General features: G+C 70.0%; 22 protein-coding genes. 19 read left to right on the top strand and 3 right to left on the bottom strand.

Going from position 1 to position 23,447, the window contains the following annotated elements; genetic code table 11:
* Positions 1-180: 180 nt before the first annotated feature.
* The 5 genes from ASF43_RS02835 to ASF43_RS02815 all read left to right on the top strand — a co-directional run bounded on the left by ASF43_RS02835 (position 181) and on the right by ASF43_RS02815 (position 4,879).
* A complete protein-coding gene (locus ASF43_RS02835; RefSeq protein ID WP_056176323.1) occupies positions 181-990 on the top strand; it encodes a sulfite exporter TauE/SafE family protein in 810 nt (269 codons plus the stop codon).
* Positions 990-1,814 (top strand): cyclopropane-fatty-acyl-phospholipid synthase family protein, encoded by an 825-nt coding sequence (locus tag ASF43_RS31315; protein ID WP_056176321.1) that lies wholly within the window; start codon positions 990-992, stop codon positions 1,812-1,814. Before ASF43_RS02835 ends, ASF43_RS31315 begins: the two co-directional genes overlap by 1 nt.
* 186 nt (positions 1,815-2,000) lie before the next feature.
* On the top strand, positions 2,001-3,065 hold the full coding sequence (locus ASF43_RS02825; RefSeq protein WP_056176318.1) for a glycerophosphodiester phosphodiesterase family protein: 1,065 nt from the start codon (positions 2,001-2,003) through the stop codon (positions 3,063-3,065).
* A 152-nt stretch (positions 3,066-3,217) separates the two neighbouring features.
* The gene (locus ASF43_RS02820) at positions 3,218-3,916 is read left to right on the top strand and encodes a glutathione S-transferase family protein (RefSeq protein WP_056176315.1); all 699 of its coding nucleotides are present in this window, start codon (positions 3,218-3,220) and stop codon (positions 3,914-3,916) included.
* Between the two features lie 57 nt (positions 3,917-3,973).
* The gene (locus tag ASF43_RS02815; protein WP_056176313.1) at positions 3,974-4,879 is read left to right on the top strand and encodes a LysR family transcriptional regulator; all 906 of its coding nucleotides are present in this window, start codon (positions 3,974-3,976) and stop codon (positions 4,877-4,879) included.
* A gap of 48 nt (positions 4,880-4,927) precedes the next feature.
* Here the strand turns inward: ASF43_RS02815 and ASF43_RS02810 are convergent, their stop codons facing one another.
* Entirely contained in the window at positions 4,928-7,048 is a 2,121-nt protein-coding gene (locus tag ASF43_RS02810; RefSeq protein ID WP_056176310.1) for a bifunctional diguanylate cyclase/phosphodiesterase, read from the bottom strand.
* A gap of 195 nt (positions 7,049-7,243) precedes the next feature.
* On the opposite strand from ASF43_RS02810, the gene ASF43_RS02805 reads away from it, so the two are divergent.
* From ASF43_RS02805 to ASF43_RS02740, 14 genes are all read left to right on the top strand, one after another.
* Positions 7,244-8,389: a ring-opening amidohydrolase gene (locus ASF43_RS02805; protein WP_056178054.1), complete on the top strand. Its 1,146-nt coding sequence runs from the start codon at positions 7,244-7,246 to the stop codon at positions 8,387-8,389.
* Positions 8,382-9,785 (top strand): amidase, encoded by a 1,404-nt coding sequence (locus tag ASF43_RS02800; protein ID WP_056176308.1) that lies wholly within the window; start codon positions 8,382-8,384, stop codon positions 9,783-9,785. Before ASF43_RS02805 ends, ASF43_RS02800 begins: the two co-directional genes overlap by 8 nt.
* Positions 9,782-11,083 carry an FAD-dependent monooxygenase gene (locus tag ASF43_RS02795; protein WP_156373105.1) on the top strand — a complete coding sequence of 434 codons (1,302 nt, stop codon included), beginning with the start codon at positions 9,782-9,784 and terminating at the stop codon, positions 11,081-11,083. The genes ASF43_RS02800 and ASF43_RS02795 overlap by 4 nt, the downstream gene beginning before the upstream one ends.
* On the top strand, positions 11,080-11,601 hold the full coding sequence (locus ASF43_RS02790; RefSeq protein ID WP_056176305.1) for a VOC family protein: 522 nt from the start codon (positions 11,080-11,082) through the stop codon (positions 11,599-11,601). The genes ASF43_RS02795 and ASF43_RS02790 overlap by 4 nt, the downstream gene beginning before the upstream one ends.
* Positions 11,588-12,571, top strand: coding sequence for an ABC transporter substrate-binding protein (locus ASF43_RS02785; RefSeq protein WP_056176303.1), 984 nt, complete (start codon positions 11,588-11,590; stop codon positions 12,569-12,571). The genes ASF43_RS02790 and ASF43_RS02785 overlap by 14 nt, the downstream gene beginning before the upstream one ends.
* The gene (locus ASF43_RS02780) at positions 12,571-13,401 is read left to right on the top strand and encodes an ABC transporter ATP-binding protein (RefSeq protein ID WP_056176301.1); all 831 of its coding nucleotides are present in this window, start codon (positions 12,571-12,573) and stop codon (positions 13,399-13,401) included. The genes ASF43_RS02785 and ASF43_RS02780 overlap by 1 nt, the downstream gene beginning before the upstream one ends.
* Positions 13,398-14,162: an ABC transporter permease gene (locus ASF43_RS02775; RefSeq protein ID WP_056176298.1), complete on the top strand. Its 765-nt coding sequence runs from the start codon at positions 13,398-13,400 to the stop codon at positions 14,160-14,162. The genes ASF43_RS02780 and ASF43_RS02775 overlap by 4 nt, the downstream gene beginning before the upstream one ends.
* 4 nt (positions 14,163-14,166) lie before the next feature.
* On the top strand, positions 14,167-14,556 hold the full coding sequence (hpxZ, locus tag ASF43_RS02770; protein ID WP_056176295.1) for an oxalurate catabolism protein HpxZ: 390 nt from the start codon (positions 14,167-14,169) through the stop codon (positions 14,554-14,556).
* Positions 14,557-14,583: 27 nt separating this feature from the next.
* Positions 14,584-15,546 (top strand): glycerophosphodiester phosphodiesterase family protein, encoded by a 963-nt coding sequence (locus ASF43_RS02765; protein WP_056176292.1) that lies wholly within the window; start codon positions 14,584-14,586, stop codon positions 15,544-15,546.
* A 128-nt stretch (positions 15,547-15,674) separates the two neighbouring features.
* Positions 15,675-16,385 carry a 3'-5' exoribonuclease gene (locus tag ASF43_RS02760; protein WP_156373104.1) on the top strand — a complete coding sequence of 237 codons (711 nt, stop codon included), beginning with the start codon at positions 15,675-15,677 and terminating at the stop codon, positions 16,383-16,385.
* 383 nt (positions 16,386-16,768) lie between these two features.
* Positions 16,769-17,701: an alpha/beta fold hydrolase gene (locus ASF43_RS02755; RefSeq protein WP_056176286.1), complete on the top strand. Its 933-nt coding sequence runs from the start codon at positions 16,769-16,771 to the stop codon at positions 17,699-17,701.
* Positions 17,698-18,393, top strand: coding sequence for an alpha/beta fold hydrolase (locus tag ASF43_RS02750; protein ID WP_056176283.1), 696 nt, complete (start codon positions 17,698-17,700; stop codon positions 18,391-18,393). The genes ASF43_RS02755 and ASF43_RS02750 overlap by 4 nt, the downstream gene beginning before the upstream one ends.
* 76 nt (positions 18,394-18,469) lie before the next feature.
* Positions 18,470-19,756 (top strand): MFS transporter, encoded by a 1,287-nt coding sequence (locus tag ASF43_RS02745; protein ID WP_056176280.1) that lies wholly within the window; start codon positions 18,470-18,472, stop codon positions 19,754-19,756.
* 73 nt (positions 19,757-19,829) lie between these two features.
* Positions 19,830-21,068 (top strand): TetR/AcrR family transcriptional regulator, encoded by a 1,239-nt coding sequence (locus ASF43_RS02740; RefSeq protein ID WP_056176277.1) that lies wholly within the window; start codon positions 19,830-19,832, stop codon positions 21,066-21,068.
* A 43-nt stretch (positions 21,069-21,111) separates the two neighbouring features.
* Here the strand turns inward: ASF43_RS02740 and ASF43_RS02735 are convergent, their stop codons facing one another.
* Positions 21,112-22,158 carry a porin gene (locus tag ASF43_RS02735; protein WP_082497554.1) on the bottom strand — a complete coding sequence of 349 codons (1,047 nt, stop codon included), beginning with the start codon at positions 22,156-22,158 and terminating at the stop codon, positions 21,112-21,114.
* Between the two features lie 150 nt (positions 22,159-22,308).
* Positions 22,309-23,445: an acyl-CoA dehydrogenase family protein gene (locus ASF43_RS02730; RefSeq protein WP_056176271.1), complete on the bottom strand. Its 1,137-nt coding sequence runs from the start codon at positions 23,443-23,445 to the stop codon at positions 22,309-22,311.
* Positions 23,446-23,447 lie beyond the last annotated feature (2 nt).

Raw genomic sequence — 23,447 nt, 5'->3', positions numbered from 1 at the left:
TTCCTTGAACCAATGCTCATATGAGCCCGGGCCTGGAACATTTCCTGGGGAGCGTGAACGTCTCGCGTCAGATGATCCCAACTCCAGGCTGACCTAGCCCACCTGAACCCCGGTTCAGGATGCCGGTCCGGTGGCACTTGCAGACACCTTTCTTCTCTCTCCCCCTCCCCCCCCCGTTCGATGTCATCCCTGTTGCTGATCGAGCTCGCCCTGCTGGGGCTGGGCAGTGGTTTCCTGGCCGGCTTGCTCGGCATCGGCGGTGGCATGCTCATGGTGCCGTTCCTGACCTTCCTGCTATCCCGGCAGGGCGTGGAGGCGGACCTGGCCGTGAAGATGGCGATCGCCACCTCGATGGCCACCATCATGTTCACATCCATCGCCAGCGTGCGCGCGCACCACAAGCGCGGCGCGGTGCGCTGGGACCTCGTGAAGACGCTGGCGCCCGGCATCGTGCTCGGCAGCCTCGTCGCCAGCCTGGGCGTGTTCGCCTTGCTCAAGGGCGCCTACCTGGCCATCTTCTTCGGCCTGTTCGTGGGCTTTTCGGCCACGCAGATGTTCCTGGACAGGAAGCCCAAGCCCACGCGCCAGTTGCCGGGCCCGGCCGGCCGGGTGGCCGCGGGCAGCGGCATCGGCTTCCTGTCGGGCCTGGTCGGTGCGGGGGGCGGCTTCATCAGCGTGCCCTTCATGACCTGGTGCAACGTGCCCATCCACAACGCCGTGGCCACCAGCGCGGGCCTGGGTTTTCCGATCGCGCTGGCCAATGTGATCGGCTATGTGCTGGCCGGCCGCAACGTGGCCGACCTGCCGGCCGGCTCGCTGGGCTATGTGTGGCTGCCTGCCCTGGGCGTGATCGCCCTGGCCAGCGTGCTCACCGCGCCGCTGGGCGCCCGGGCCGCCCACACCCTGCCCGTGGCCACGCTCAAGCGCGTGTTCGCCAGCGTGCTGTACCTGCTGGCCGCGTACATGCTCTACAAAGGGATCACCGCCTGATGCGTTTGCGCCGACTCTCGAGCGCCCTGCTCATCGCCTGCCTGCCGCTGCTCGCGCAGGCCATGGAAGAGGTGCCGTTCGTCACCTCGCCCGACAACGTGACGCTGGAGATGCTGCGCATTGCCGGTGTCGGCAAGGACGACCACGTGATCGACCTGGGCTCGGGCGACGGCCGCATCGTGATCCTGGCCGCGCAGCGCTTCGGCGCCAGCGGCCTGGGCGTGGAGATCGTGCCCGACCTGGTGCGCCAGAGCCAGGAGAGCGCGCGCAAGGCCGGCGTGGCCGACCGCGTGGAATTCCGCGAGCAGGACATCTTCAAGACCGACCTGTCCAAGGCCAGCGTGATCACCATGTACCTGCTGCCCGAGGTCAACCTCGCGTTGCGCCCCGAATTGCTCAAGCTCAGACCCGGCACGCGCATCGTCTCGCACGACTGGGACATGGGCGACTGGAAGCCCGACCAGACCACCGTGCTGCCCGTGCCCGACAAGAAGGTCGGGCTGGAGAAGACCAGCAAGGTCCACCTGTGGACCGTGCCCGCCGACGTGCAGGGCCTGTGGTGCGGCACGGGGCTGGTGCGAGGCGTGCAGTTCGCCGTGGAGCAGAGCTTCCAGAACTTCACCGCGACCATGACACGCGCCGGCCGCGTGCGCGAGTACGAGGGCACGGTGCAGGGCAACCGCCTGCACTCTCTGCCCGGTGCGAAGCGCGCGATGGAACTGCGCGTGCAGGGCCCGCACCTGGAGCTGGTGGGCGGCGACAGCACGTTCGCGCTGCTCAAGGGCGCGCAGCTGGCGCGCTCGGCCCACGGGCGCTGCGACTGAGCCCATCCGCTGCGCCCCGGCGCGATTGCGGCCAAGGCGCTTGTGGGCGGCAGCGCACCGGCTCGCGCCGATGCGCCGGCAGTTTGTGGGGATTTGGCTCAGAACTGTCACACGGCCTGCCTAAGCTGGCCTGCGGCAGCCGCCTTGCGGGCGCCACGCATCCCTCCACACTACAAGCCATCACCCATGCACCTGAGCTTCTCGCGCCGCTTCACCGGCCTCGCCTTCGCCCTGGCCACCACCCTGCCGGCCAGCATTGCCTACGCCGCACCGCAGACCACGCTGCACGGCCAGGCACCCATCGTCATCGCACACCGCGGCGCCTCGGGCTACCTGCCCGAGCACACGCTGGCCGGCTACGAGCTGGCCGTGAAGATGGGCGTGGACTACATCGAGCCCGACCTGCACCTGACCCGCGATGGCCAGCTGGTCGCGATCCACGACGCCACGCTGACGCGCACCACGAACGTGGCCGACGTCTTCGCCCAGCGCAACGGCGGCTACCGCGTGGCCGACTTCACGCTGGCCGAGCTCAAGACGCTGGAGATGAAGTTCGTCGGCACGGCCAAGCCCAGCTACCCCGGCTTCACGCCCACCTCGGCCGACGCGTTCCGCATCCCCACGTTCCAGGAAGTCATCACGCTGGCGCAGCGCCTGAGCCTGGAGACCGGGCGCGAGATCGGCATCTACCCCGAAGCCAAGGCCGGTGGCGCCACCATGGAAGACCTGGTGCTCAAGACGCTGGCCGACAACGGCTACGGCAACGCCAGCAAGCTGTTCATCCAGTCCTTCAGCGCCGACACCATCAAGAACCTGCACGACAAGCAGAGCGCGCTGGGCCTGGACTTCCAGCTCGTGGTGCTGGGCTCGGCCACTTCGCTGACCAACCTGGGCCTGGCCGCCATCGCCGCCTATGCCGACGGCGTGGGCCCCTCGATCAGCGGCCTGGGCGAAGCCTTCATCGGCGCCGCGCACGACGCCGGCCTGCTGGTGCACGCCTACACCTTCAGCCGCCCCGACCCGGCCACGGCGCTGCCGCAGTACACGCAGTTCTTCGAATGGGGCCTGGACGGCGTTTTCTCCAACTACCCCGACCTGGCGCTGATCGCGCGTGACGAGTTCGTGGCCGCCGTGCCCGAGCCGTCGAGCGCGTTGCTGGCGCTGCTGGGCGTGGCCGGCATCGCGGCCATCGCGCGGCGCCGGCGCGGCGCGGCTGCATTGCAGCAGGCAAGCGCAGCAGTGCCCGCCTGAGTTCCGCGTGCGCCTGCGGGCGCCTGCGCCCTCCTGCGCGGCGCGCCTGCATGTCAGCCATTTCCGGCACGCGGATGCGCTGCATCCCGACCAGGCCGCGGATCGGTGATGCCTTTACTGGAAGGCTGTGCCGACATGCCAAGGGGGACACCATGATTACCGTCACCGCCATGAAGTGGGCGCCGCCGTTCGCGGCGGGCCAGGTGCGCGACCACCGCGTGCGCTGGATCCTCAACGAAGTGGGCTGGCCTTATGAAGTGCGGCTCGTCGATGCGCCGACCATGAAGTCGGCCCGCTACCTGGGCGCCCAGCAGCCGTTCGGGCAGCTGCCGGTGCTGGAGGAGGAGGGCCGGCCGCCGCTGTTCGAGAGCGGCGCCATCGTGCTGGACGTGGCCATGCGCGCCGGCCGCTACATCGGCGCCGATGGCACGCCCGAGCGCTCGGCCGCGATCCAGTGGGTGGTCGCCGGCCTCAATTCGGTCGAGCCCTTCCTGTTCAACGTCGCCGAGGTCGAGTACTTCATGGACGACCCGGCGGCGCAGGCCGCCCGGCGGCCGGCGGTCACGGCCATGGCCAAGGAACGCCTGGCCCTGCTGGAGAAGGCACGCGACGGCCGCGCCTGGTTCGTGGGCGACGCCTTCTCGGTGGCCGACCTGATGGTCGCCTCCATCCTGAAGATCGCGCACCGGCTCGAGCTGCTGAACGATCTGCCTGCGCTGGCTGCCTGGCAGCAGGCCATCCTGGCGCGGCCAGCCCATGTCAAGGCCGAGCAGGACCAGATGGCCGAGATCGCCCGGCACTCCAGCGCTGACATGCGCTACGACGCCGTGCCCAAGCCGCCCGCACGCTGAGCGCCATCGCCACCACGGCGCGCGGCCGGTGCAGGCGGCCATGAAAGAATCCCGCCCATGCTGCATGCGCCCCGCCACTTCGTCTACCTGGATGCGGTGGCCCGCGCCGGCTCCATCCGCAAGGCCGCCGACAAGCTGCACGTGGCCTCCACCGCGCTGAACCGCAAGATCCTGGAGATCGAATCGGAGATCGGCACGCCGCTGTTCGAGCGGCTGCCGCGCGGCGTGCGGCTCACCGCCGCGGGCGAGGTGCTGCTGACGGCCGTGCGCCGCACGCTGGCCGATCTGCGTGCGGCCGAATCGCAGATCGAGCAGCTGCGCGGCCTGGTGCGCGGCACCGTGCGCGTGGGCTGCGCCGAGTCGGTGGCCACCGACCTGATGCCCGCCACCATCGCCCACTACCAGCAGACGCACCCGGGCGTGCAGTTCCAGGTCCTCGCGGGCGTCACGGCGCAGCTCGTGCAGGCGCTGCTGGCCGACGACGTGGACCTGGTGCTGGTGCACGACCCGCAGCCCTCGGAGAGCCTGCGCGTCGTCACTGCCGTGCCCCAGCCGCTGTGCGCCATGCTGCGGCCCGACCACCCGCTGGCCGACCGCGCCAGCCTGCGCCTGGCCGACTGCCAGGACCACACGGTGGCGCTGGGCGACCGCTCCTTCGGCAGCCGGCGGCTGATCGACGCCGTCACGGCCCGCTCGCGGCTCACGCTGCAGGTGGCGCTGGAGGCCAGCTCGGTGCAGACGCTCAAGGAGTTCACGCGCGCGACCGGCGCCATCAGCTTCCAGTTCCAGATCGGCACGCTGCGCGAGGCCCGGCTGGGCGAGCTGCGCTCCATCCCGCTCAGCGACCCGGCGTTCTCGCAGAGCCAGCTGGTGCTGGCCACGCGCGAGGGGCGGGTGCTGCCGATCGCCGGCCTGTCGTTCCTGGAGACGCTGGTGGGCCGGCTGGCTCTGCTGCCGGACTGACCACATCGCGCGGGGCCAGGCCTCGCAGCAGGCGCGCCCTCCCACCGATCAGGTCGGCACGAACGACGACAGGCCGAAGGGCACCTGGCCCGGGGCCCGGTTGTCCTCGGCCCACCGGGCCATCGCATCCGCAGCCATGGGCCGGGCGAACAGGAAGCCCTGCAAGTCGTCGCACTGCAGCTGCGTCAGCACCTCCTGCTGGCCGACCGTCTCCACCCCTTCGGCGACGACCTTGAGCCCCAGCACATGGGCCAGGCGGATCACGGCCTCGACGATGGCGCGCGCATCGGCGCTGGACTCCAGGTCCTGCACGAACGACCTGTCGATCTTGAGCTCGCCTACCCGCAGCCGTCGCAGGTAGGACAGGCTGGAATAGCCCGTGCCGAAGTCGTCGATCGACAGGCGCACGCCGATGCGGCTCAGCTCCTCGAACGCGCGCAGCGTGCCCTCGGCATCTTCCATCGCCACGGACTCCGTGATCTCGAAGGTCAGCAGCGCGGGGTCGATGCGGCGGCGCTCGATGACGGCGGCCACGCGCCGCGCGAAGTCGTCCTGGCGCAGCTGGTGCACCGACAGGTTGATCGCCACGCGCACGCGCAGGCCCTGGGCCAGCCAGTCGGCCACCTGGCGGCAGGCCTCCTCGATGACCCAGCCGCCGATGGCGTTGATCAGGCCGAAGCGCTCGGCCACGGGGATGAACACGGCCGGGCTCACCATGCCGCGCGCCGGATGGCGCCAGCGCACCAGTGCCTCGGCGCCGGTGATGACGGTGCGCCCGGCGCTGACCTTGGGTTGGTAGTACAGCTCGAGCTCGTTGCGCTCCACCGCCGAGCGCAGGTCGCGCTGCAGCTCGATCTGCTCGCGCACGCCGGCATTCATGTGCGCTTCGAAGAAGGCGTAGGACGCACCGCCCGCGCGCTTGGCCGCGTACATGGCCGCGTCGGCATGCGCCATGAGGTCACTCTGCGGGCCGTCCGACGGGAACAGCGCGATCCCGATCGAGCACGACAGCCGCAACTCGTGGCCATCGATGTGCATGGCGGCGCTGACCAGGTCGATCAGGCGCTGCGCCGTCTGCGCGATGGCGGCCGAGTCGGCGCTGCCCTCCAGCAGCAGCACGAATTCGTCGCCGCCCACGCGCGCCGCGGTGTCGGCCGCGCGCAGCTGCGTGGCCAGGCGCCGGCCGACTTCCTTCAGCACGGCGTCGCCCACGCGGTGTCCGAAGGAGTCGTTGATGGGCTTGAAGCCGTCCAGGTCGATGAACAGCATGGCCATGCTGACGCGGTCGCGGCGGCAGCGTTCGACGGCCGAGTTCACGCGGTCGTCCAGCAGCAGGCGGTTCGGCAGGCCGGTCAGCGCGTCGCGAAAGGCGATCTGCTGCAGCTCGGTGTTGGCGCTCTTGAGCGATTCCGCCAGCAGTTCGGCCTTGCTCTGCATGCGGGCGTCCAGCAGCGAGCTGAACATGGTCAGGCTCAGCAGCACGGTCGTGGCCACGGCCACCAGCAGGCCCAGGTGGTCGCCGCGCAGCTGGTCCACGCTCATGCAGACGCTGCCCACGGAGAATTCGGCCGCGGCCATGCCGGTGTAGTGCATGCCGCAGATGGCCGCGCCCATGACCAGTGCGGCCAGCACCTGCAGGTTGCGCTGCATGCTGCCGCCGTAGCGGCGCAGCGCGAAGAAGATCAGCAGCGCGACCGCCGAGGCGACGACCGCGATGGCGGCCGATGCCGCCACCAGCAGCCAGTTCCACTGGATGCCGGGCGCAAGCTCCAGCGACGCCATGCCGGTGTAGTGCATGACGCAGATGCCCGCACCCATCACCGCCGAGCCACGGACCAGCCTGCCCAGGCTCAAGTGCGCACGGCTGGCCACATGCAGGCCCACCCCCGACACCGCCACCGCTGCCACCCAGGACAGCGCCGTGATCGCATAGCCGTAGCCTACGGCGAACGGCAGGGACGCCGCCAGCATGCCGACGAAGTGCATGGACCAGATGCCCGTGCCCATCGCCAACGAGCCGCCGATCCACCAGGCCCTGGCGATGGTGCGGTCCTTCGATCGCACCCGGCTCGCCAGGTCGAGCGCGACGTAGGCCGCGAAGCTGGCGATCAGGAACGAGAGCAACACCCCCCAGGGGTTGTGGGTCACGTCAACGAAGGCTGCTGGCATGGGGTCGGTCCGGTGGGCTGGTCTTGGGTTGGATTTTCCGGGCGTGCGCCCGTGCGAATGTGGCGCAAGCATGTCGGCGCCACTGGAGCGGCGCCGTTCCAGTGCACACAAATTGCGCTCGGTGCGGTCGAAACTATGCGCTGGTGGTTTGCGCACGCGCTGCCCATACTGCGGTTTCTGTTGCACCGCAGCACCATGCACACCACCAACTCCACCCCCCTCGACACCCGCCCGCAGCTCCAGGTGCGGCGCCTGGCCATGGCCCACCCGGGCGACCTCTCGGCGCTGGCCGCGCTGCTGGACGCTGGCGCGCTGCAGGCCCGCGACATCGTGGCCGTCATCGGCAAGACCGAGGGCAACGGCGGCGTCAACGACTTCACGCGCGGCTACTTCACGCAGTCGCTGATGGGCCTGCTGGCCGCGCGCCTGGGCCGCCCGGCCGAGGCGCTGGTGCGCGAACTGCCGTGCGTGCTGTCCGGCGGCACCGAGGGCGTGCTGAGCCCGCACTACGTGGTCTTCGCGCGCAGCGGCCGGCCCGAGGGCGCGGAGCCGGCCACGGGCGAGGCAGCGCTGGCCATCGGCACCGCCATGAGCGCGCACACCCCGGCGCACGAGGTCGGCCGCTGGGCGCAGGTCGCCGCAGTGGCCGACGCCGTGCGCGCCGCCATGCGCGACGCCGGCATCGCGCGCGCCGAGGACGTGGCCTTCGTGCAGCTCAAGACCCCGTGCGTCACATCGGCGCGCGCCCAGGCCGCAGCCGCCGAAGGCCATGCGGTGCTGACGGCGGACCCTGGCCGCTCCATGGCCTATGCACGCGCGGCCGGCGCTTTCGGCACCGCCATCGCACTGGGCGAGCTGCCCGACGATGCGGCGCTGGAGCCAGCGTTGCTGCGCGACTTCGAGCACTTCTCGTCGCGCGCCAGCGTGTCCTGCGGCGTGGAGGTCGAGTGCAACGAGGTCATCGTGCTGGGCCACAGCCGGCGCTGGCAGGGCCCGCTGCGCATGGGCTGCGCGCCGATGCGCGACGCGCTGGACATCGCCGCCGTGGGCGCGGCGCTGTCCGCCGTGGGCCTGCGGGCCCGCCCCCAGCTGGCCGCCGAGGACGCCAGCCGCATCGCCGCCGTGTTCGTCAAGTGCGAGCCCGACCGGCGCGGCCAGGTGCGCGGCGCGCGCCACACCATGCTCGACGACACCGACATCAACGCCCAGCGCCACATCCGCGGCGCCGTGGGCGCGCTGGTGGCCGGCGTGCTGGGCGACCCGCGCATCTTCGTGTCCGGCGGTGCCGAGCACCAGGGGCCGGACGGTGGCGGCCTTGTCGCGGTGATCGCCCATGTCTGAGCACGTCAAGGAGCCCTGGCAGCTGCTGGCCGGCGATCTGGTCGCCGGCTATGCCGACGGCAGCCTTTCGCCCGTCCAGGCACTGGCCAGCGTGCTGGCGCGCCTGCACGCCGTGAACCCGGCCCTCAACGCCGTGATCGCCCGCGACGATGCCGCCGCCCACGCGGCCGCCCAGGCCAGCGCCGAGCGCTGGCAGCGCGGCACACCGCTGTCGCCACTGGACGGCGTGCCCATCAGCGTGAAGGACAACATCCCCCAGCGTGGCCTGCCCTGCCGCTGGGGCAGCCGGCTGTTCGCGGAGCACCGCCCGGCCCGCGACGAATCGCCCGTGGCGCGCCTGCGCGCGGCCGGCGCCGTGCTGTTCGGCAAGACCAACGTGCCCGAGTTCACGCTGCAGGGCTATACCGACAACGCGCTGTTCGGCGTCACGCGCAACCCCTGGGACCTGGCGCGCACGCCGGGCGGCTCCAGCGGCGGCGCCGTGGCCGCGGTGGCAGCCGGCATCGGCCCGCTGGCGCTGGCGACCGATGGCGGCGGCTCCATCCGCCGGCCCTGTGCCTACACCGGCCTGGTCGGCTTCAAGCCCGGCCGGGGCGTGGTGCCGCGCGCCGACGGCCTGCCCGAGATGCTGCCGGGCCTGGAGGTGATCGGCCCCATCGCGCGCAGCCTGGACGACCTGGTACGCATCCTGCAAGTCATCGCGCCTGCCATGCCGCACGCCCTGCCCGCCGTCCAGCGCCCCCTGCGCATCGCCCACTGGCGCCGCATCGGCGCGAGCGCCGTCGACGCCCGGATCGCGCAGCGCGTCGACGCCGCCGCCGAGCGGCTGCGCGCCATGGGCCATCGCGTGGACGTGACCGAAGCCCCGGCCGAGGTGGAGGACTTCAACCGCCGCGCCTGGCCGGTGCTCAGCAGCACCGGGCTGGCCGCCGTGCTGGAGCCGCTGCGCGGCCGCGAGGCGCAGCTCACGCCGGCCCTGGGCAGCATGCTGCTGGCCGGCCGCGCCTGGCGCGCCACCGATCTGTTCGAGGCCCAGGCCGTGCAGCGCACACTGAGCGAGGCCATGGACCGCGTGTTCGCCGGCCACGATGTGGTGCTCACGCCGGCCTGCGCCGCCATGCCCTGGGCCGCCGACCAGAGCCACCCCACCGAGATCGACGGCCAGGCCGTGGACGCACGCGGCCACGCCGTGTTCACGGCCTTCGCCAACGGCGCCGGCCTGCCCGCGCTGGCCCTGCCGGCCGGCCAGGCCGACGGCCTGCCCATCGGCCTGCAACTGCTGGGCCCGCGCAGCAGCGACGCGCTGCTGTGTGCGCTCGGCCAATCCTTTTTGCAGCACCAGGGCCTTCCATGGCGCTGGCCGGTGTTGCCCCAGATGGAAAGTCTCCCCGCATGAAGATCGTGATCATCGGCGCCGGCGTGGCCGGCGCCATCCTGGCGCGCCGCCTGTCCCGCCTGCCCGGCCTGAACGTCCATTGCCTGGAACGCGTCGGCCCCGAAGACCATTCGGAATCGGGCACGGGCCTGAACGTCGGCCCCAACGCCATCAAGGCGCTGCGCCGCTGCGACCCGGCGCTTGCCGCCAGCGTCGAAGCCGCCAGCCTGCCCTGGAAGCACTGGCATGTGGCGATGGCCGACGGCACGGTGCTGATGGACCTGCCGCTCACGCAGGTGGCCGACAACCCGGGCATCCGCATCCGCTGGTCGGAGCTGTACCGCGTGCTGCGCGAAGGCGCGGGCACTGCCATCCGCTACGGCTGCCAGGTCGAGCACATCGGCCCCTGCACCCAGGCCGGCAAGACCTGCGTGCGCTACACACAGGACGGCCAGACCATCACGCTGGACGGCATCGACCTCTTGATCGGCGCCGACGGCCGCTACTCCGCCACGCGCGCCGCGTTCTCTGGGCTGCCCGAGCCACGCCACATCGGCGTGGCCATCCTGCGCACGCTGGTGCCCGACACCAGCGCCGGCCTCATCGACGACTACGGCCAGTGGTTCAACGGCGCGCACCGGCTGCTGGCCTTCCGCGTGCCACCCGGCCAGGTCTACATCGCCGCGACCTACCCCGTGGAGCCCGGTGCGCCATTGAAGGACGAGTGGAAGACCGAGGCCAGCATGCGCGCCACCTACACGCCCGCCAGCGGCCAGCCCAGCGCGCAGATGGCGTGGCTGCTCGATGCGCTGTGCGCCAACCTGGCCGAGGCGCATTGGGCGCGCATGCAGGAGTCCGACGTGCTGTTCGCCGAGCCGCAGGCCGACGTGCTGTACCTGGGCGACAGCGCCCACGGCATGGCCCCCACGCTGGGCCAGGGCGCGACGCAGGCGATGGAGGACGCGTGCGCGGCGGCGCTCTTGATCGAGGCGGAAGTCGCTGCGGGCCGGCTGGCCGCACGCGGCTGGCTGCAAGCCATCGACGCCGCGCGCCGCGAGCGCATCCGCTTCGTGATGGCACTGTCCGTGCAGGCCACCGACACCATGCTGGCCGGCGCCGACCCGGTGGCGGGGACGCGGTGGAAGACCGAGGCGCCGTTTCTGGCGGATCTGGCGACGCTGTTCCGCGATGTGCCGCTCCCCTCACCCCAACCCTCTCCCCAGAGGGGCGAGGGAGCAAATCCCACGCGCGCCTCTTCACTCCCTCTCCCCCTGGAAGAGGGCTGGGGTGAGGGCCCGCACGGCCGCAACTTCCCATGACCCAAGCCCTCACCCACGGCCTCTTCCACCTGGCCATCAAGACCGCCGACCTGGCCCGCACGCGCGCCTTCTGGACCGGCGTGATCGGCCTGCGCGAGGTGCCGCGCCCCGACTTCGGCTACCCCGGCGCCTGGCTGGCCTGTGGCCAACCGGGCGGCCAGGCCATCATCCATGTCTATGCCGGCGGCCCCGCGCTGGCAGGCTCGGCCACCGTGCCCCAGGGCACGGCCGCCATCGACCACGTCTCTCTGGCCTGCAGCGGCTACCACGCCTACGTGCGGCGCTTTCGCGACGCAGGCCTGGATTGGCGCGAGTTCCTCGTGCCCGGCACCACGCTGTGGCAGCTGTTCGTCTACGACCCCAGCGGCGTGCAGCTGGAGCTGACCTTCGAGGGCGCCGTGGAGCCCGGCGCCCCGCCCGACATGTCGCCCGGCCGCGTCTACCGCGCCGGCCACTCGTTTTTCGACTTCGACCATTACCCCACCTTCTCCGGAGAACCCCCGCATGCAACGCTCTGACTTCCTGCGCCGCACCGCCGCCCTGGCCCTGGCCGCCTCCACGCTTGCGTTGCCGCTGGCCGCCCACGCGGCCGACAAGATCAAGTTTGGCGTGTTCCCCTCCAGTGCCGCGCTGCCCTTCTACATCGCGCAAAACCGCGGCTGGTTCAAGGACGCGAACCTGGAGGTCGAAGAGATCCCCATGACCAGCCACCCGCTGACCGTGCAGGCGCTGATCTCCAATGGCATCGACGGCGCGGCCAACCTCGTCACGCTGGAAGGCGCCAACATGGAATCGCGCCGACCCGGCACGCTCAAGTACATCTCGCTGAACGGGCAGAACAGCCAGTACGTGATCGAGCAGTTCGTCGTCAAGGCCGGCAGCCCCGCCAAGACCCTCGCCGACTTCAAGAACGGGTTCAAGCTGTTCTCGGCCCCCGGCCCGGCCAACATCGGCGCGGCGCGCGCGGTGCTCAAGAAGGTGGGCCTCACCGAGGGCAAGGACTTCACGATCCAGGAACAGCAGATCGGCGTGCACCTGGGTGCGCTGCAGTCCGGCAACTTCGACGGCGGCTACACGCTGGAGCCGGCCGCCACGGTGATGGTAGCGCAGAAGATCGGCCGCCGCGTCGAGGCCGGCGTCATCGCCACCCACCTGCTGGGCCGCAAGGACGCCTCGGCCTTCGCCGCCGGCGCCGTGCTGTCGGACAAGTTCATCGCCGACAGGCCCGACGTGGCCAAGCGCTTCGCCGCCGTGTGGGCGCGCGGCGTGCAGGCCGCGCAGAGCGACAGCAGCACGCGCGGCTATCTCATCGCCGGCATGAAGGTGCCGCCCGAGCTGGCCGCCTCCGTGCCGTTGCCGCGCATCGTGATGGCCGCCGACATGAAGCCGGCCGACACCGACGACTTCCAGAAATTCCTGGACATCGGCCAGCAGCTCGGCGTGGTCAAGGACAAGGTCGACGGCAAGGCCCTGGTCAAGGCCTTGTGATGCGCGCGATGCCCTCCAACACCCCCATGGCCGCCACGCCCGCGCCCGCCGCCGCCGGCGGCCGCTGGTTCCCGGCCGGCACGCACATCACGATCCGCGGGCTGACCAAGCGCTTCGCGGGCGCGGCCGTCTACGAGAACTTCGACCTGGACATCCCGCACGGCAGGATCACCTCGGTGTTCGGCCCCAACGGCTGCGGCAAGAGCACGCTGATCAACATGATCGCGGGCATCCTGCCTTACGACGGCGGGCAGATCCTGTTCGAGGGCAAGGAAGCCCGCGAGACGCGCATCGGCTACGTGTTCCAGAACTACCGCGAGGCCGTGTTCCCGTGGATGCGCGCCATCGACAACATCCGCTACCCGCTGCAGTACCTCAAGCTCTCCAAGGGCGAGCAGGCCGAGCGGCTCGACCGGCTCATGCAGGCCTTCGACGTGAAGCTGGACCTCAACCGCTACCCCTACCAGATGTCGGGCGGCCAGCAGCAGATGGTCTCCATCATGCGGGCGCTGGTGGTGGACCCGGAGGTGCTGTTTCTCGACGAGCCCTTCTCGGCGCTGGACTACGAGATGGTGATGTTCCTGCGCGAGCGGCTGCAGAAGGTGCTGGTCGAGCGCAAGGTCACCACCATGCTGGTCTCGCACGACCTGGACGAGGCCGTGCTGCTGGCCGACCACGTGCTGCTGCTGACCAAGCGGCCCACGCAAGTGGCCGACAACCTGCTGTTCGACGCGCCGCGCCCGCGCACGGCCGACACCACCGTCACGCCGCGCTTCATCGAGGTGAAGTCCGAGGCGCTGGCGATCTTCCAACGCGAGGTGCGCAAATGACGTTCAACGATGTACTGGGCAAGCTGCGCCCGCTGTGGGGCATTGCCGCGCTCATCGGCCTGTGGGCCTTCGCGCACACGACCAAGGCCGTCGACCCGGTGTTGCTGCCCTCGCCGCTGGAGACGCTGCAGGCGTTCTGGAACGGCCTGTTCCAGGGCACGCTGTGGGCCGACTTCGAGAAGACCATCGTGCGCACCGTGCTGTCGTTCGGCATCGCCACCGCGATCGCCGTGCCGCTGGGCGTGCTGCTGGGCAGCAACGAGAAGATCTACGCCGGCATCGAGTTCGCGATCGACTTCTTCCGCTCCACGCCGGCCTCGGCCATGTTCCCGCTGTTCCTGGTGCTCTTCGGCGTGGGCGAGCAGACCAAGATCGCCGTGGCCGCCTTCGGCGCGGCGCTGGCCATCCTCTTCAACGTGGCCTATGGCGTGATGAGCGCGCGCAAGCAGCGCCAGCTGGCGGCAAAGGTCATGGGCGCGCCGAGCTGGCGCGTGCTGACCGACGTGACGCTGCTCGAATCCATGCCGCAAGTCTTCGTGGGCATGCGCTCGGGCGTGTCCATCGCGCTGGTCATCGTGATCGTGGCCGAGATGTTCATCGGCTCCACCGACGGCCTGGGCCAGCGCATCATGAACGCGCAGACCATCTTCGACATGCCCGACATGTACGCTTCGATCTTCGCGGCCGGCCTGCTCGGCTACGTGATGAATCTCGTTTTTTTGCTGGCCGAGCGCCGCTTCGTCCACTGGGGCGGAAAGTAACACCATGACCATCCAAGCCGACCAGATCAACCTGCCCGACGTGCTGGCCGAAGTCCAGGCCCAGTTCGACGCCTACGAGCAGGCCCTCGTGACCAACGATGTCGCCACGCTCGACAAGCTGTTCTTCGACTCGCCGCACACGTTGCGCTACGGCGCGGGCGAGAATCTGTACGGCTTTGCCGCGATCCAGGCCTTCCGCCAGGGCCGCCCGGCCGTGAACCTGGAGCGCGAGGTCACGGCCCGCGTGCTCACCAGCTATGGGCGCGACCTGGCCGTGGCCAACATCGAGTTCCGCCGCACCGGCAGCGAACGCATCGGCCGCCAGAGCCAGACCTGGGTGCGCCTGGCCGAGGGCTGGCGCGTCGTGGCCGCCCACGTGAGCCTGATGAGCTGAGCCGCCGGGCCGGCTACAGTGGTAGCCATGCCTTCGATCTCGCTCCCCCGCATCCGACAGGCCGCCCTCGCGTCGGCACTGGCCCTCGGTTCCCTCGCGTCGGCCGCGGCCGATCGCCTGCCCACGCTGGATGGCAAGCCCCCACTGGTCATCGCGCACCGCGGCGCCTCGGGCTACCTGCCCGAGCACACGTTGGCCGGCTACGAGCTGGCCGTGCGCATGGGCGCCGACTACGTCGAGCCCGATCTGCAGCTCACGCGCGACGGCCAGCTCGTCGCCATGCACGACCTCTCGCTGGAGCGCACCACCGACGTCGCCGCCAAGTTCGCTGCGCGCAACGGCGGCTACCTGGTGTCCGACTTCTCGCTCGAAGAAATCCGCTCGCTGAGCATGCGCCCGCAGGGCACGGCGCAGACCAGCTACCCCGGCTTCACGCCCAGCACGCCCCACCCGCTGCGCGTGCCCACGCTGGAAGAAATCATCGCGCTCGTGCGCCGGCTGGAAGCCAACGGCTCGCGCGCCATCGGCCTGTACCCCGAGGCCAAGCAGCCCGGCCCCCGCCTGGCCACGCAGATCCTGACCGTGCTGTCGGCCAGCGGCTACGTGGGCACCGACAAGGTGTTCATCCAGTCCTTCGACGCCGACACCATCCGCAGCCTGCAGCGCCGCCAGGCCGCCATGGGGTTGAACTTCAAGCTCGTGCTGCTGAACGGCTCGGCCAACCGCCTGCTGGCGATGGACCTGCAGCGCATCGCCGGCTACGCCCAGGGTGTGGGCGTGAGCATCCGCGGCGAGGGCATGTCGCGCAGCTTCATCGAGATGGCGCATGCCGCCGGGCTCACGGTGCATGGCTACACGTTTGCCGAGGGCCGTCCGGCGCAAGGCGAGCCGGAAGTGCGCAAGCATCTGAATTGGGGGATGGATGGCGTGTTCGCGAACTATCCGGATGTGGCGCTGAGGGCGCGGGCGCAAGCTGCAGCGCCGCGGTAACACCACTGGCCCCTGAGCCGCGTGCCGACCGGGACGGCCGACATCGAAAGCGACCACCTTCTCAGCGGCCACCAGGCGATGCGCGACCTGTCGTACCCTTGCGCACCCGTCACGTCTGCAGCCTTCACATGCGCATTTGGTCCTCCTTCTTTTCCAGCGTGCCCACCATCCCACCAAGCCCTGCGGTTTCCACGGTGGACCCCCGCGACCGCCAGGACCTGCTTGGCTCCGTGGCCAGGTTCAGGGCGCAGCTGGAAGCGGGCGAGACCGTTGCGCTGACCAAGGTTTTCTTCGATACGGAATTCACGGAGTTTCGCGGGGGCCAGTTGCTGTCGATCGGGATGGTGACGGCATCAGGGACCGAGTTCTACGTCGAGCGTGCCGACCATTCCCGCATGGACGTGCGCCAGGATTTCGTGCGCGATACCGTCCTGACCTTGTTCGGGCGCGTGCCGGGCGCTGGCGCGCAGGGGCATAGGGAGATGACGGGCCGCATCTCCGACTTCCTGCTGTCGCTCCCCGCGCCCGTCGAGGTCTTGTACGACCACAAACTCGATCGCCATTTCCTGGTCGAAGCACTGGTCGCATCGGGCAGATGGGCGGAACACTGGGCCCGTACGACGGAAAGCAACATCGGCGGGCAGTCCAACTCGGACGCGGCCCGGACGGCTGCGACGGCTTCGTTTTCCGACAGCGCCGCTGCCGGGCTGCTGCAGCACCACGCGCTTGCCGACGCACGGGCCCTGCGCGCGGCGTGGTTGACCGCGCATGATGGTGAGCGGCTGACCCCCATCGCCACGAACACCGAGCGTCCGTCCGCCACGCGACCGACGCCCTGACGCCGCGCACCGGCGAACCCATCGATCCGCCAGGCACAGCCTCAAGCCGTACAGCCGCCGACCCGCAGCCTGGGCCGGCCATACCGCGCACCACGATCGTTGCCTGCGTGTCAGTGCACGCACCCTCGTGACCGTGCGCTCCGCACACGCGACGTCCCTGTGCGCAGCCTGTCACGCAGTGGTCAGCAGGCCAGTTGTGCCACCGCTAGAATTACCATACCATGAACACCAATAATCGTACCCTTCCAGTGAACTAACGTCTTGCGAGCCCATCCAGAAGCAATCGATGGCGCCGCCAAAGCGGCTCTCCAGTCAGAACCATCCATACCGACAACCCAGATATGCACCTTTCTGCCTCCCCTGCTGCAGCGACCGCGCCGCCAATGCCCGCTGGGTACAGCCCCGAAGACGCCCCCTTCTTCCACTACCCCGGCGCCCGCGCGCCCGACCGCCAACGCCGCATCGAAGCCAACGGCATCAGCCTGGCCACCTACGAATGGGGCGACATCGACGCCCCACCGGTGCTGCTGGTGCACGGCGCGCTGGACTTCGCGCGCACGTTCGACGTGTTCGCGCCGCTGATCGCCGACGCGGGCTTTCGCGTCGTCTCCTACGACCAGCGCGGCCATGGCGACTCGGAACACGCGGCGCTGTATGGCTGGGTGGCGGACGAGCGCGACCTGCTGGCCGTGGCCGACTCGGTCACGCGCCAGCCCATGCCGGCCATCGGGCACAGCAAGGGCGGCTCGCTGCTGATCCATGCCATGGAGGCGCTGCCGCACCGCTTCACGCGCTTTGCCTGCATCGACGGCATGCCGTTCCGCAGCCCGCACCCGGACACGGCCATGCACGAGAAGCGCTACATGTCGCCCGAGATCATCAGCAACTGGCTGAACCACCGGCACACGCCCGCCACGAGCCAGCGCAAGTCGTCGCCGCTGCAGGACATCGCCGGCCGCCGCGCGCGGCTGAACCCGCGGCTCAGCCACGAGTGGCTGTGCTACCTCGTCACGCAGGGAGCGCAGCACGACGCCGCAGGCTGGCGCTGGAAACTGGACCCGGCCATCCGCCCCGGCGGCTTCGGCGCCATGCGCTCGCGCTGGATGACCGACCGGCTGCCGGGCTTCCCGGTGCCGCTGCTGGCGCTGTTCAGCACCATCGACGAGCCCATGGGCTGGGACTGCACTTACGACGACCTGGCGCCCTACTTGCCCACGTCCGCACGCGGCCTGGCCATGGCCGACACCGGCCACTTCATCCACATCGAGCGCCCGCGCGAAACCGCCGACCTCGTCATCGACTTCCTGCGCACATGACCGAATTCCTGCCCCACGGCCGCATCCGCCTGGCCCTGCACCGCCTGCAGAGCGCACGCGAGCCCGACGCCCACCCGCTGCTGCTGCTGCACGGCCTGGGCGAGTCGCATGCCGCGCACCCGGCCTTCAGCTACGCGCAGTGGCCCGGCGCCGTGCACGCGCTGGACTTCACGGGCCACGGCCAGTCCACCATCCCCGCCGGCGGCGGCTACAGCTGCGAGGTGCTGATGGGCGACGTGGACATCGCGCTGGCCCACATCGGCCCGGCCACGGTCTGCGGCCGCGGGCTGGGTGCCTACATCGCGCTGCTGATCGCCGGCGGGCGGCCCGACCGCGTGCTGGGCGCCATCTTGCTCGACGGCCCGGGCATGGCGGGCAGCTGCGCCGCGTCCACGCCGCACATCCCGCTGGTGGACAGGCTGCAGCCCGCGCCGCCCGACCCGTTCGCCATCGCCGAGCTGGCCACCGACGCGCGGCCCCCGGAATACGCCTCGCACTTCGCGCGGCTGGCCGCGCAGCGCTCGCCCCTGCCGCGCCCCATCACGGTCTGCACGCGCGAGCAGCCGCCCTGGCTGCAGGCCGCCGTCGAGGTGCTGGGCGGCCCCCCGGCCGAACCCGTCGCGCCCGCGGACGCATGGCGCGCCTATGCCAACGCCAACGCCCTGCCGAAGCCTGCGCCCGTGCCTGCATGAAAGACGCGCCGGGCCTCCCCAGGCAAGCTCGCGCCCGCTCAGGCGGGCAACAGGCCGCTGGCCGAGGGGTGCACCCATGACCACCGCCTGCGCCACCTGCGCCGCGGGCGAGGCCGCCTACCACGCGCAGGTGCAGCGCGACCTGCCGCGCAACTTCGCGGCCAACCTGGCGCACGGCCTGATGGGCATGACGGGCTTCTACCTGCTCGCCGCGCCCACCTTCGTGCCGGCCTACATCTACCTGCTCTCGGGCTCCAAGCTGGCCGTTGGCCTGGCGCTGGGCGCGCAGTTCCTGGGCATGGCGCTGTCCTCCATCTGGGGCGCCACGCTGATCGAGCACCGCAACCAGGTCATGAAGGTCGTCTACTCGGTCGGCTGGCTCATGCGGCTGCAGATCCTGGGGCTGGCGGTCAGCGCGTTCCTGCTGCCGGCCCACTGGGCCTTGACGGCGGCCTGCGTCTTCCTCGCGCTGTTCGGCTTCTTCGGCGGCGTGCAGAACGTGACCTTCAACGTGCTGATGTCCAAGGTGATCCCCGTCACGCAGCGCGGGCGGCTCACAGGCTTGCGCAACTTCCTCGGAGGCCTAACGGCGTCGGGCGTGGCCTACCTGGGCGGCGAGTACCTGGTGGGCTCCAACGCCTTCGGCAACGGCTACGCCTCCACCTTCATGCTGGCCTTCATCCTGACCAGCATCGGCATCAGCGCACTGACCTTCGTGCGCGAGCCGCGCTCGCTGTCGGTGCGGGCCGCGCCCTCGCGTTTCATGCAGCGGCTGGCCGACGTGCCCGGCCTGCTGCGTGCCGACCCGCAGTACCGCCGCTTCTTCTTCGCGCGTGCGCTGGCCGCGCTGGGCACCTCGGCCGTGCCGTTCTACATCCTGCACGTGGGCCAGTTCGTGAGCCTGTCGGGCGCCACGCTGGGTTACTTCTCTCTGGCGTTCCTGCTGTCGCAGACGATCAGCAACCTCGTGTGGGGCCGCATCGCCGACCGGCATGGCTACCGGCTCGTGTTCATTTTGAGCGTGTGCCTGTGGTGCGCGGCCACGCTGCTGCTGGTGCTGGGTTCCTCGCTGCCGCTGTTCCTGCTGGCCTTCTGCGGCCTGGGTGCGGGCTACGGCGGCTACCAGGTGGCGGCGCAGAACTTCGTGCTGGAGTTCGGCAAGACGCACGAGCTGCCCATGCTGATCGCCGTCTCCGACACGGCCTCGCACCTCATGATGGCCATCGGCCCGCTGCTGGGCGGCCTCATCGCCATGCAGTTCGGCTACACGCCCATCTTCTGGATGGCGCTGGCCTTCAAGGCCAGCGCCGTGGCCATCATCTGGAGCATCGCCGAGCCGCGCTTCGATCCGCAACGCGCCTAGGAGGAACCCTGCCCGCTCGCCAGATGCCCCTTCTAGAATCCGCGTCCACCGCGCCACACTCCCACGCTCGACCATGAACCCTCAATCGGCCGACGCCGGCGACCGCACCACGGGCCGCTACAAGCAGAAGCGCGAAGCCATCCTGAACGCGGCCGCCCGCCTGTTCGACGAGAACGGCATCAAGGGCACCATGCTGTCCGAGGTGGCGCAGCAGGTCGGGCTCAGCACCAACAGCATCACCTACTACTTCAAGAAGAAGGAAGACCTGGTGTTCGAGTGCCTGATGCACACCACGAGCACCATCTCGGCCATCGCCGCCGAGAGCGCGGCCGGCGCCACGCCCGAGGAACGGGTCACGCGCTTCGTCACCGGCCGCTGGAAGAAGCTGGCCGAAGCGGCCGAAGGCCAGTACCCGGCCATGATGTCGTTCCGCGACGTGGGCGAGCTCGATGCCTCGTACACCAAGACCATCTTCTCGGCCTACGGCGACATGTTCCGGCGCGTGCGCGGCCTGCTGGCCCAAGGCCCGGTCACGTCGGACAACCGCATGTCGCTCACGATCCGCACGCACCTGCTGCTCACGTCGACGCAGTGGACGCGCACCTGGCTGTCGAACTTCAGCGTGACCGACTACGGGCGCCTGGCCGCCTACATGTGCGACGTGCTCATCAACGGCCTGCTGGCGCCCGGCAAGCCCTGGGCGCCCACGGCGCTGGACGAGAAGGTGGCCGCCATCAAGCTGCCCGAGCCCTCCAACCGCAACTTCATCGCGGCGGCGATCAGCCTGCTCAACGAGGTGGGCTACAACGGCGCGTCCATCGACCGGATCTCGGCGCGCCTGTCGGTGACCAAGGGCTCGTTCTACCACCACATCCCGAGCAAGGACGACCTGTTTGCCGAATGCGTGAGCCGCACGCTGGCCGTGGTCGAGGGCATGCAGGCCGCCGCCATCGCGGGCGAAGGCTCGGGCGGCGACAAGCTGGCCGCGCTCGCGCGCTCGCTGGTGGGCTTCCATTTCTCGCCGCGCGGGCCGCTGCTGCGCATGACGGCGTGGACCGAGCTGTCCAACCTGGAGCAGTTCTACGGCCAGGTCCAGCCCATGCGCCAGCTCACGCAGACCGTGGTCGACTTCCTGGCCACCGGCATGATGGACGGCTCCGTCCGCCCCACGCACCAGGCGATCGCGGCCTGGATGGTGGTGGGGGCCATCAACGGCTCGGCCACGCTGGACAAGTGGGTGCCCGGCTCCGAAAAGACCGATGCGGTCGAGCTGTACCTGAAGCCCTTCTTCTGCGGCATCTGCTCCGAATGAGGGTGCCGCAGGCCGGCCCAGCCTGCCCACGGCGCCCGGTCGATCAGAACCTGTGGGTGATGCCCAGCTGCACCGCCGAGTGGCCGCCGTTGGCCGCGGTCGTGCCCGTGTAGCTGTTGGCCAGCTTGTAGGGCTTGGCCGGGTTGCGGTTGTGCATGCGCGCGTAGCCCACCGTGAACTTGGTGCGCTTGGAGAGCAGGTAGTCGTAGGTAGCGCCCACCATGGTGCCGTCGCTGTTCGCCGGCAGCTTGTCGTTCTTGTGGATGACCACCACCGTCACGAGGCCCAGGTCGCCGGCCAGCACCGACACCCCGAGCAGGAAGTCATTGCTGTTCTTGGTCTTCAGGGTGGAGATCACGTTGCGCGCGTTGTTGTCCGAGAACGCGATGTAGCCCGTGGCCGGGCCGAAGTCGTAGTTGGCCGCCAACAGGGTGCTGGTGGAGTCCACATCCTGCGTGGCCGAGGTGTACAGGTTGGTGCGCTGGTGCGACAGCTCCACCACCAGCGGCCCCAGGCCGTAGCCCAGGTTCAAGCCGTTGGCCGAGTTGCGCGACATGCCGCCAGTGGGCGCCTCACCGAAGTAGTGCGCCACCGCGCCATACCAGCCAGTGCGCTTGTAGGTCCAGGGGTCGAAGCCGGGCGAGTTGTAGATGATCCCGTTGTTCAGCCGCACGCCATGGCTCTCCATGAGCGTGGTGCTGGTCAGCATGGAATTGGTGGCGCTCGGGTCGGCCACCAGCGCCAGCGTGGCGAAGGCCGGCGTGTAGACGCGCCCGGCGCGCACGGTGCCCCAGTCGCCCTGCAGGCCGACGAAGGCCTGCTTGTCGAAGAAGGTCGTCGCACTGGCGTTCGAGCCGGTGGTCGCGTTGAATCCGTTCTCCAGCTTGAACAGCACGGCGTTGCCGCCGCCCAGGTCCTCCTTGCCGCTGAACATGATGGAAGACGGCCCCGCCACGTGCGTGCGCGACGGCGCACCGCCACTCAGGCCGATGCCACCGTAGACCGAACCCGAAATCCTCACCGAAGACTGGGCGTACGCGGGGCTTGCCGCGGCAGCCATCACGACCCAGGTCACTACCAATCTCTTCATCACGAAATTCCTTGGTTGAAATCGACGCGAACAGACGGACACGGGCCCGCCGCCGGATAGGCGCAGCCGAACCTTCCCTGCAGGGATCTATCCGGGCGCGGGCCCGGCCGGGGGACGAGGGCCCGTCAGAACGACAGGCCCTTTGCGCGATCAGACAGCCGCGAAACCGGGCTGGCTGATGAACCGACTACGGTGGAAGTCGGTGTTGCCCAGCGTCATCTCAATGGCGGTCAGCCGCTTGAAATAGTGGGAGATGGACATCTCGTTGGTCATGCCCATGCCGCCGTGCATCTGGATGGCCTGTTGGCCGACGAATTGCATTGCCTTGCCCACGCGCACCTTGGCGGCCGAGACCAGCTTGCGCCTCTCCTCGGGCGCGGCGGTCTGCACCTTCACCGCAGCCAGCGTGGTGATCGAGCGGGCCTGCTCCTGGTGGATGTACATGTCGGCCATGCGGTGCTGCAACACCTGGAAGGTGCCGATCGGCACGCCGAACTGCTTGCGTGTCTTGAGGTAGTCCAGCGTCAGCGCGTTGGCCTGCTCGATGGCGCCCACGGCCTCGGCGCACAGCAGCGCCACGCCGTAGTCGGTCACCCATTCCAGCAGGTCCCAGCCCTTGCCGACCGGGCCGATGGCGGCGGATGCCGGCACGCGCACGTCGGCGAACGCCAGGTCGGCGCCGCGCTGGCCGTCGTAGGTGCGGTAGTCGGTGACGCGCAATCCCTGCGCGTCGCGCGGCACGTAAACCAGCGTGATGCCGTCCTGGTCGCGCTGCGCACCGCCGGTGCGCACCGAAACCACGTAGCCGTCGGCCTGGCCGCCGTGCACCACCGCGCCCTTGGCGCCATGGAGCACGAAGCCGTCGCCGTCCTGGCGCGCGGCCAGGGCGATGTTGAACAGCTCGTGCCCGGCACCCTTCTCGTTCAGGGCACAGGCCAGCTTGATGCTGCCCTCTGCCACACGCTCCAGGATGGGCTTGTGCGCGCCGGCCTGCTTGAAGAACTCGGCCGCCAGGATGGTGGCGAAGAAGGGCTCGACCACGAGGCCGCGGCCGATCTCCTTCATTACGATCATCAGGTCTTCGGAGCTGCCGCCCATGCCGCCTGCCTCCTCGGGCACGGCCAGCGCCAGCGCGCCCAGCTCGGTCAACGCGGCATAGGCGGGCTGCGACACGCCGGTCTCGGAACGGATGATCTTCTGGCGGGCTTCGAAGCCGTAGTCCTTTTCGATCCAGCGGCGCAGCGAGTCGGAAAACTGCTGCTGTTCTTCGGAAAGTCGGAAGTCCATGG

Source organism: Pseudorhodoferax sp. Leaf267, assembly GCF_001422405.1.
Lineage (GTDB): Bacteria > Pseudomonadota > Gammaproteobacteria > Burkholderiales > Burkholderiaceae_C > Pseudorhodoferax.
This window is presented reverse-complemented; position numbering and strand designations above follow the sequence as displayed.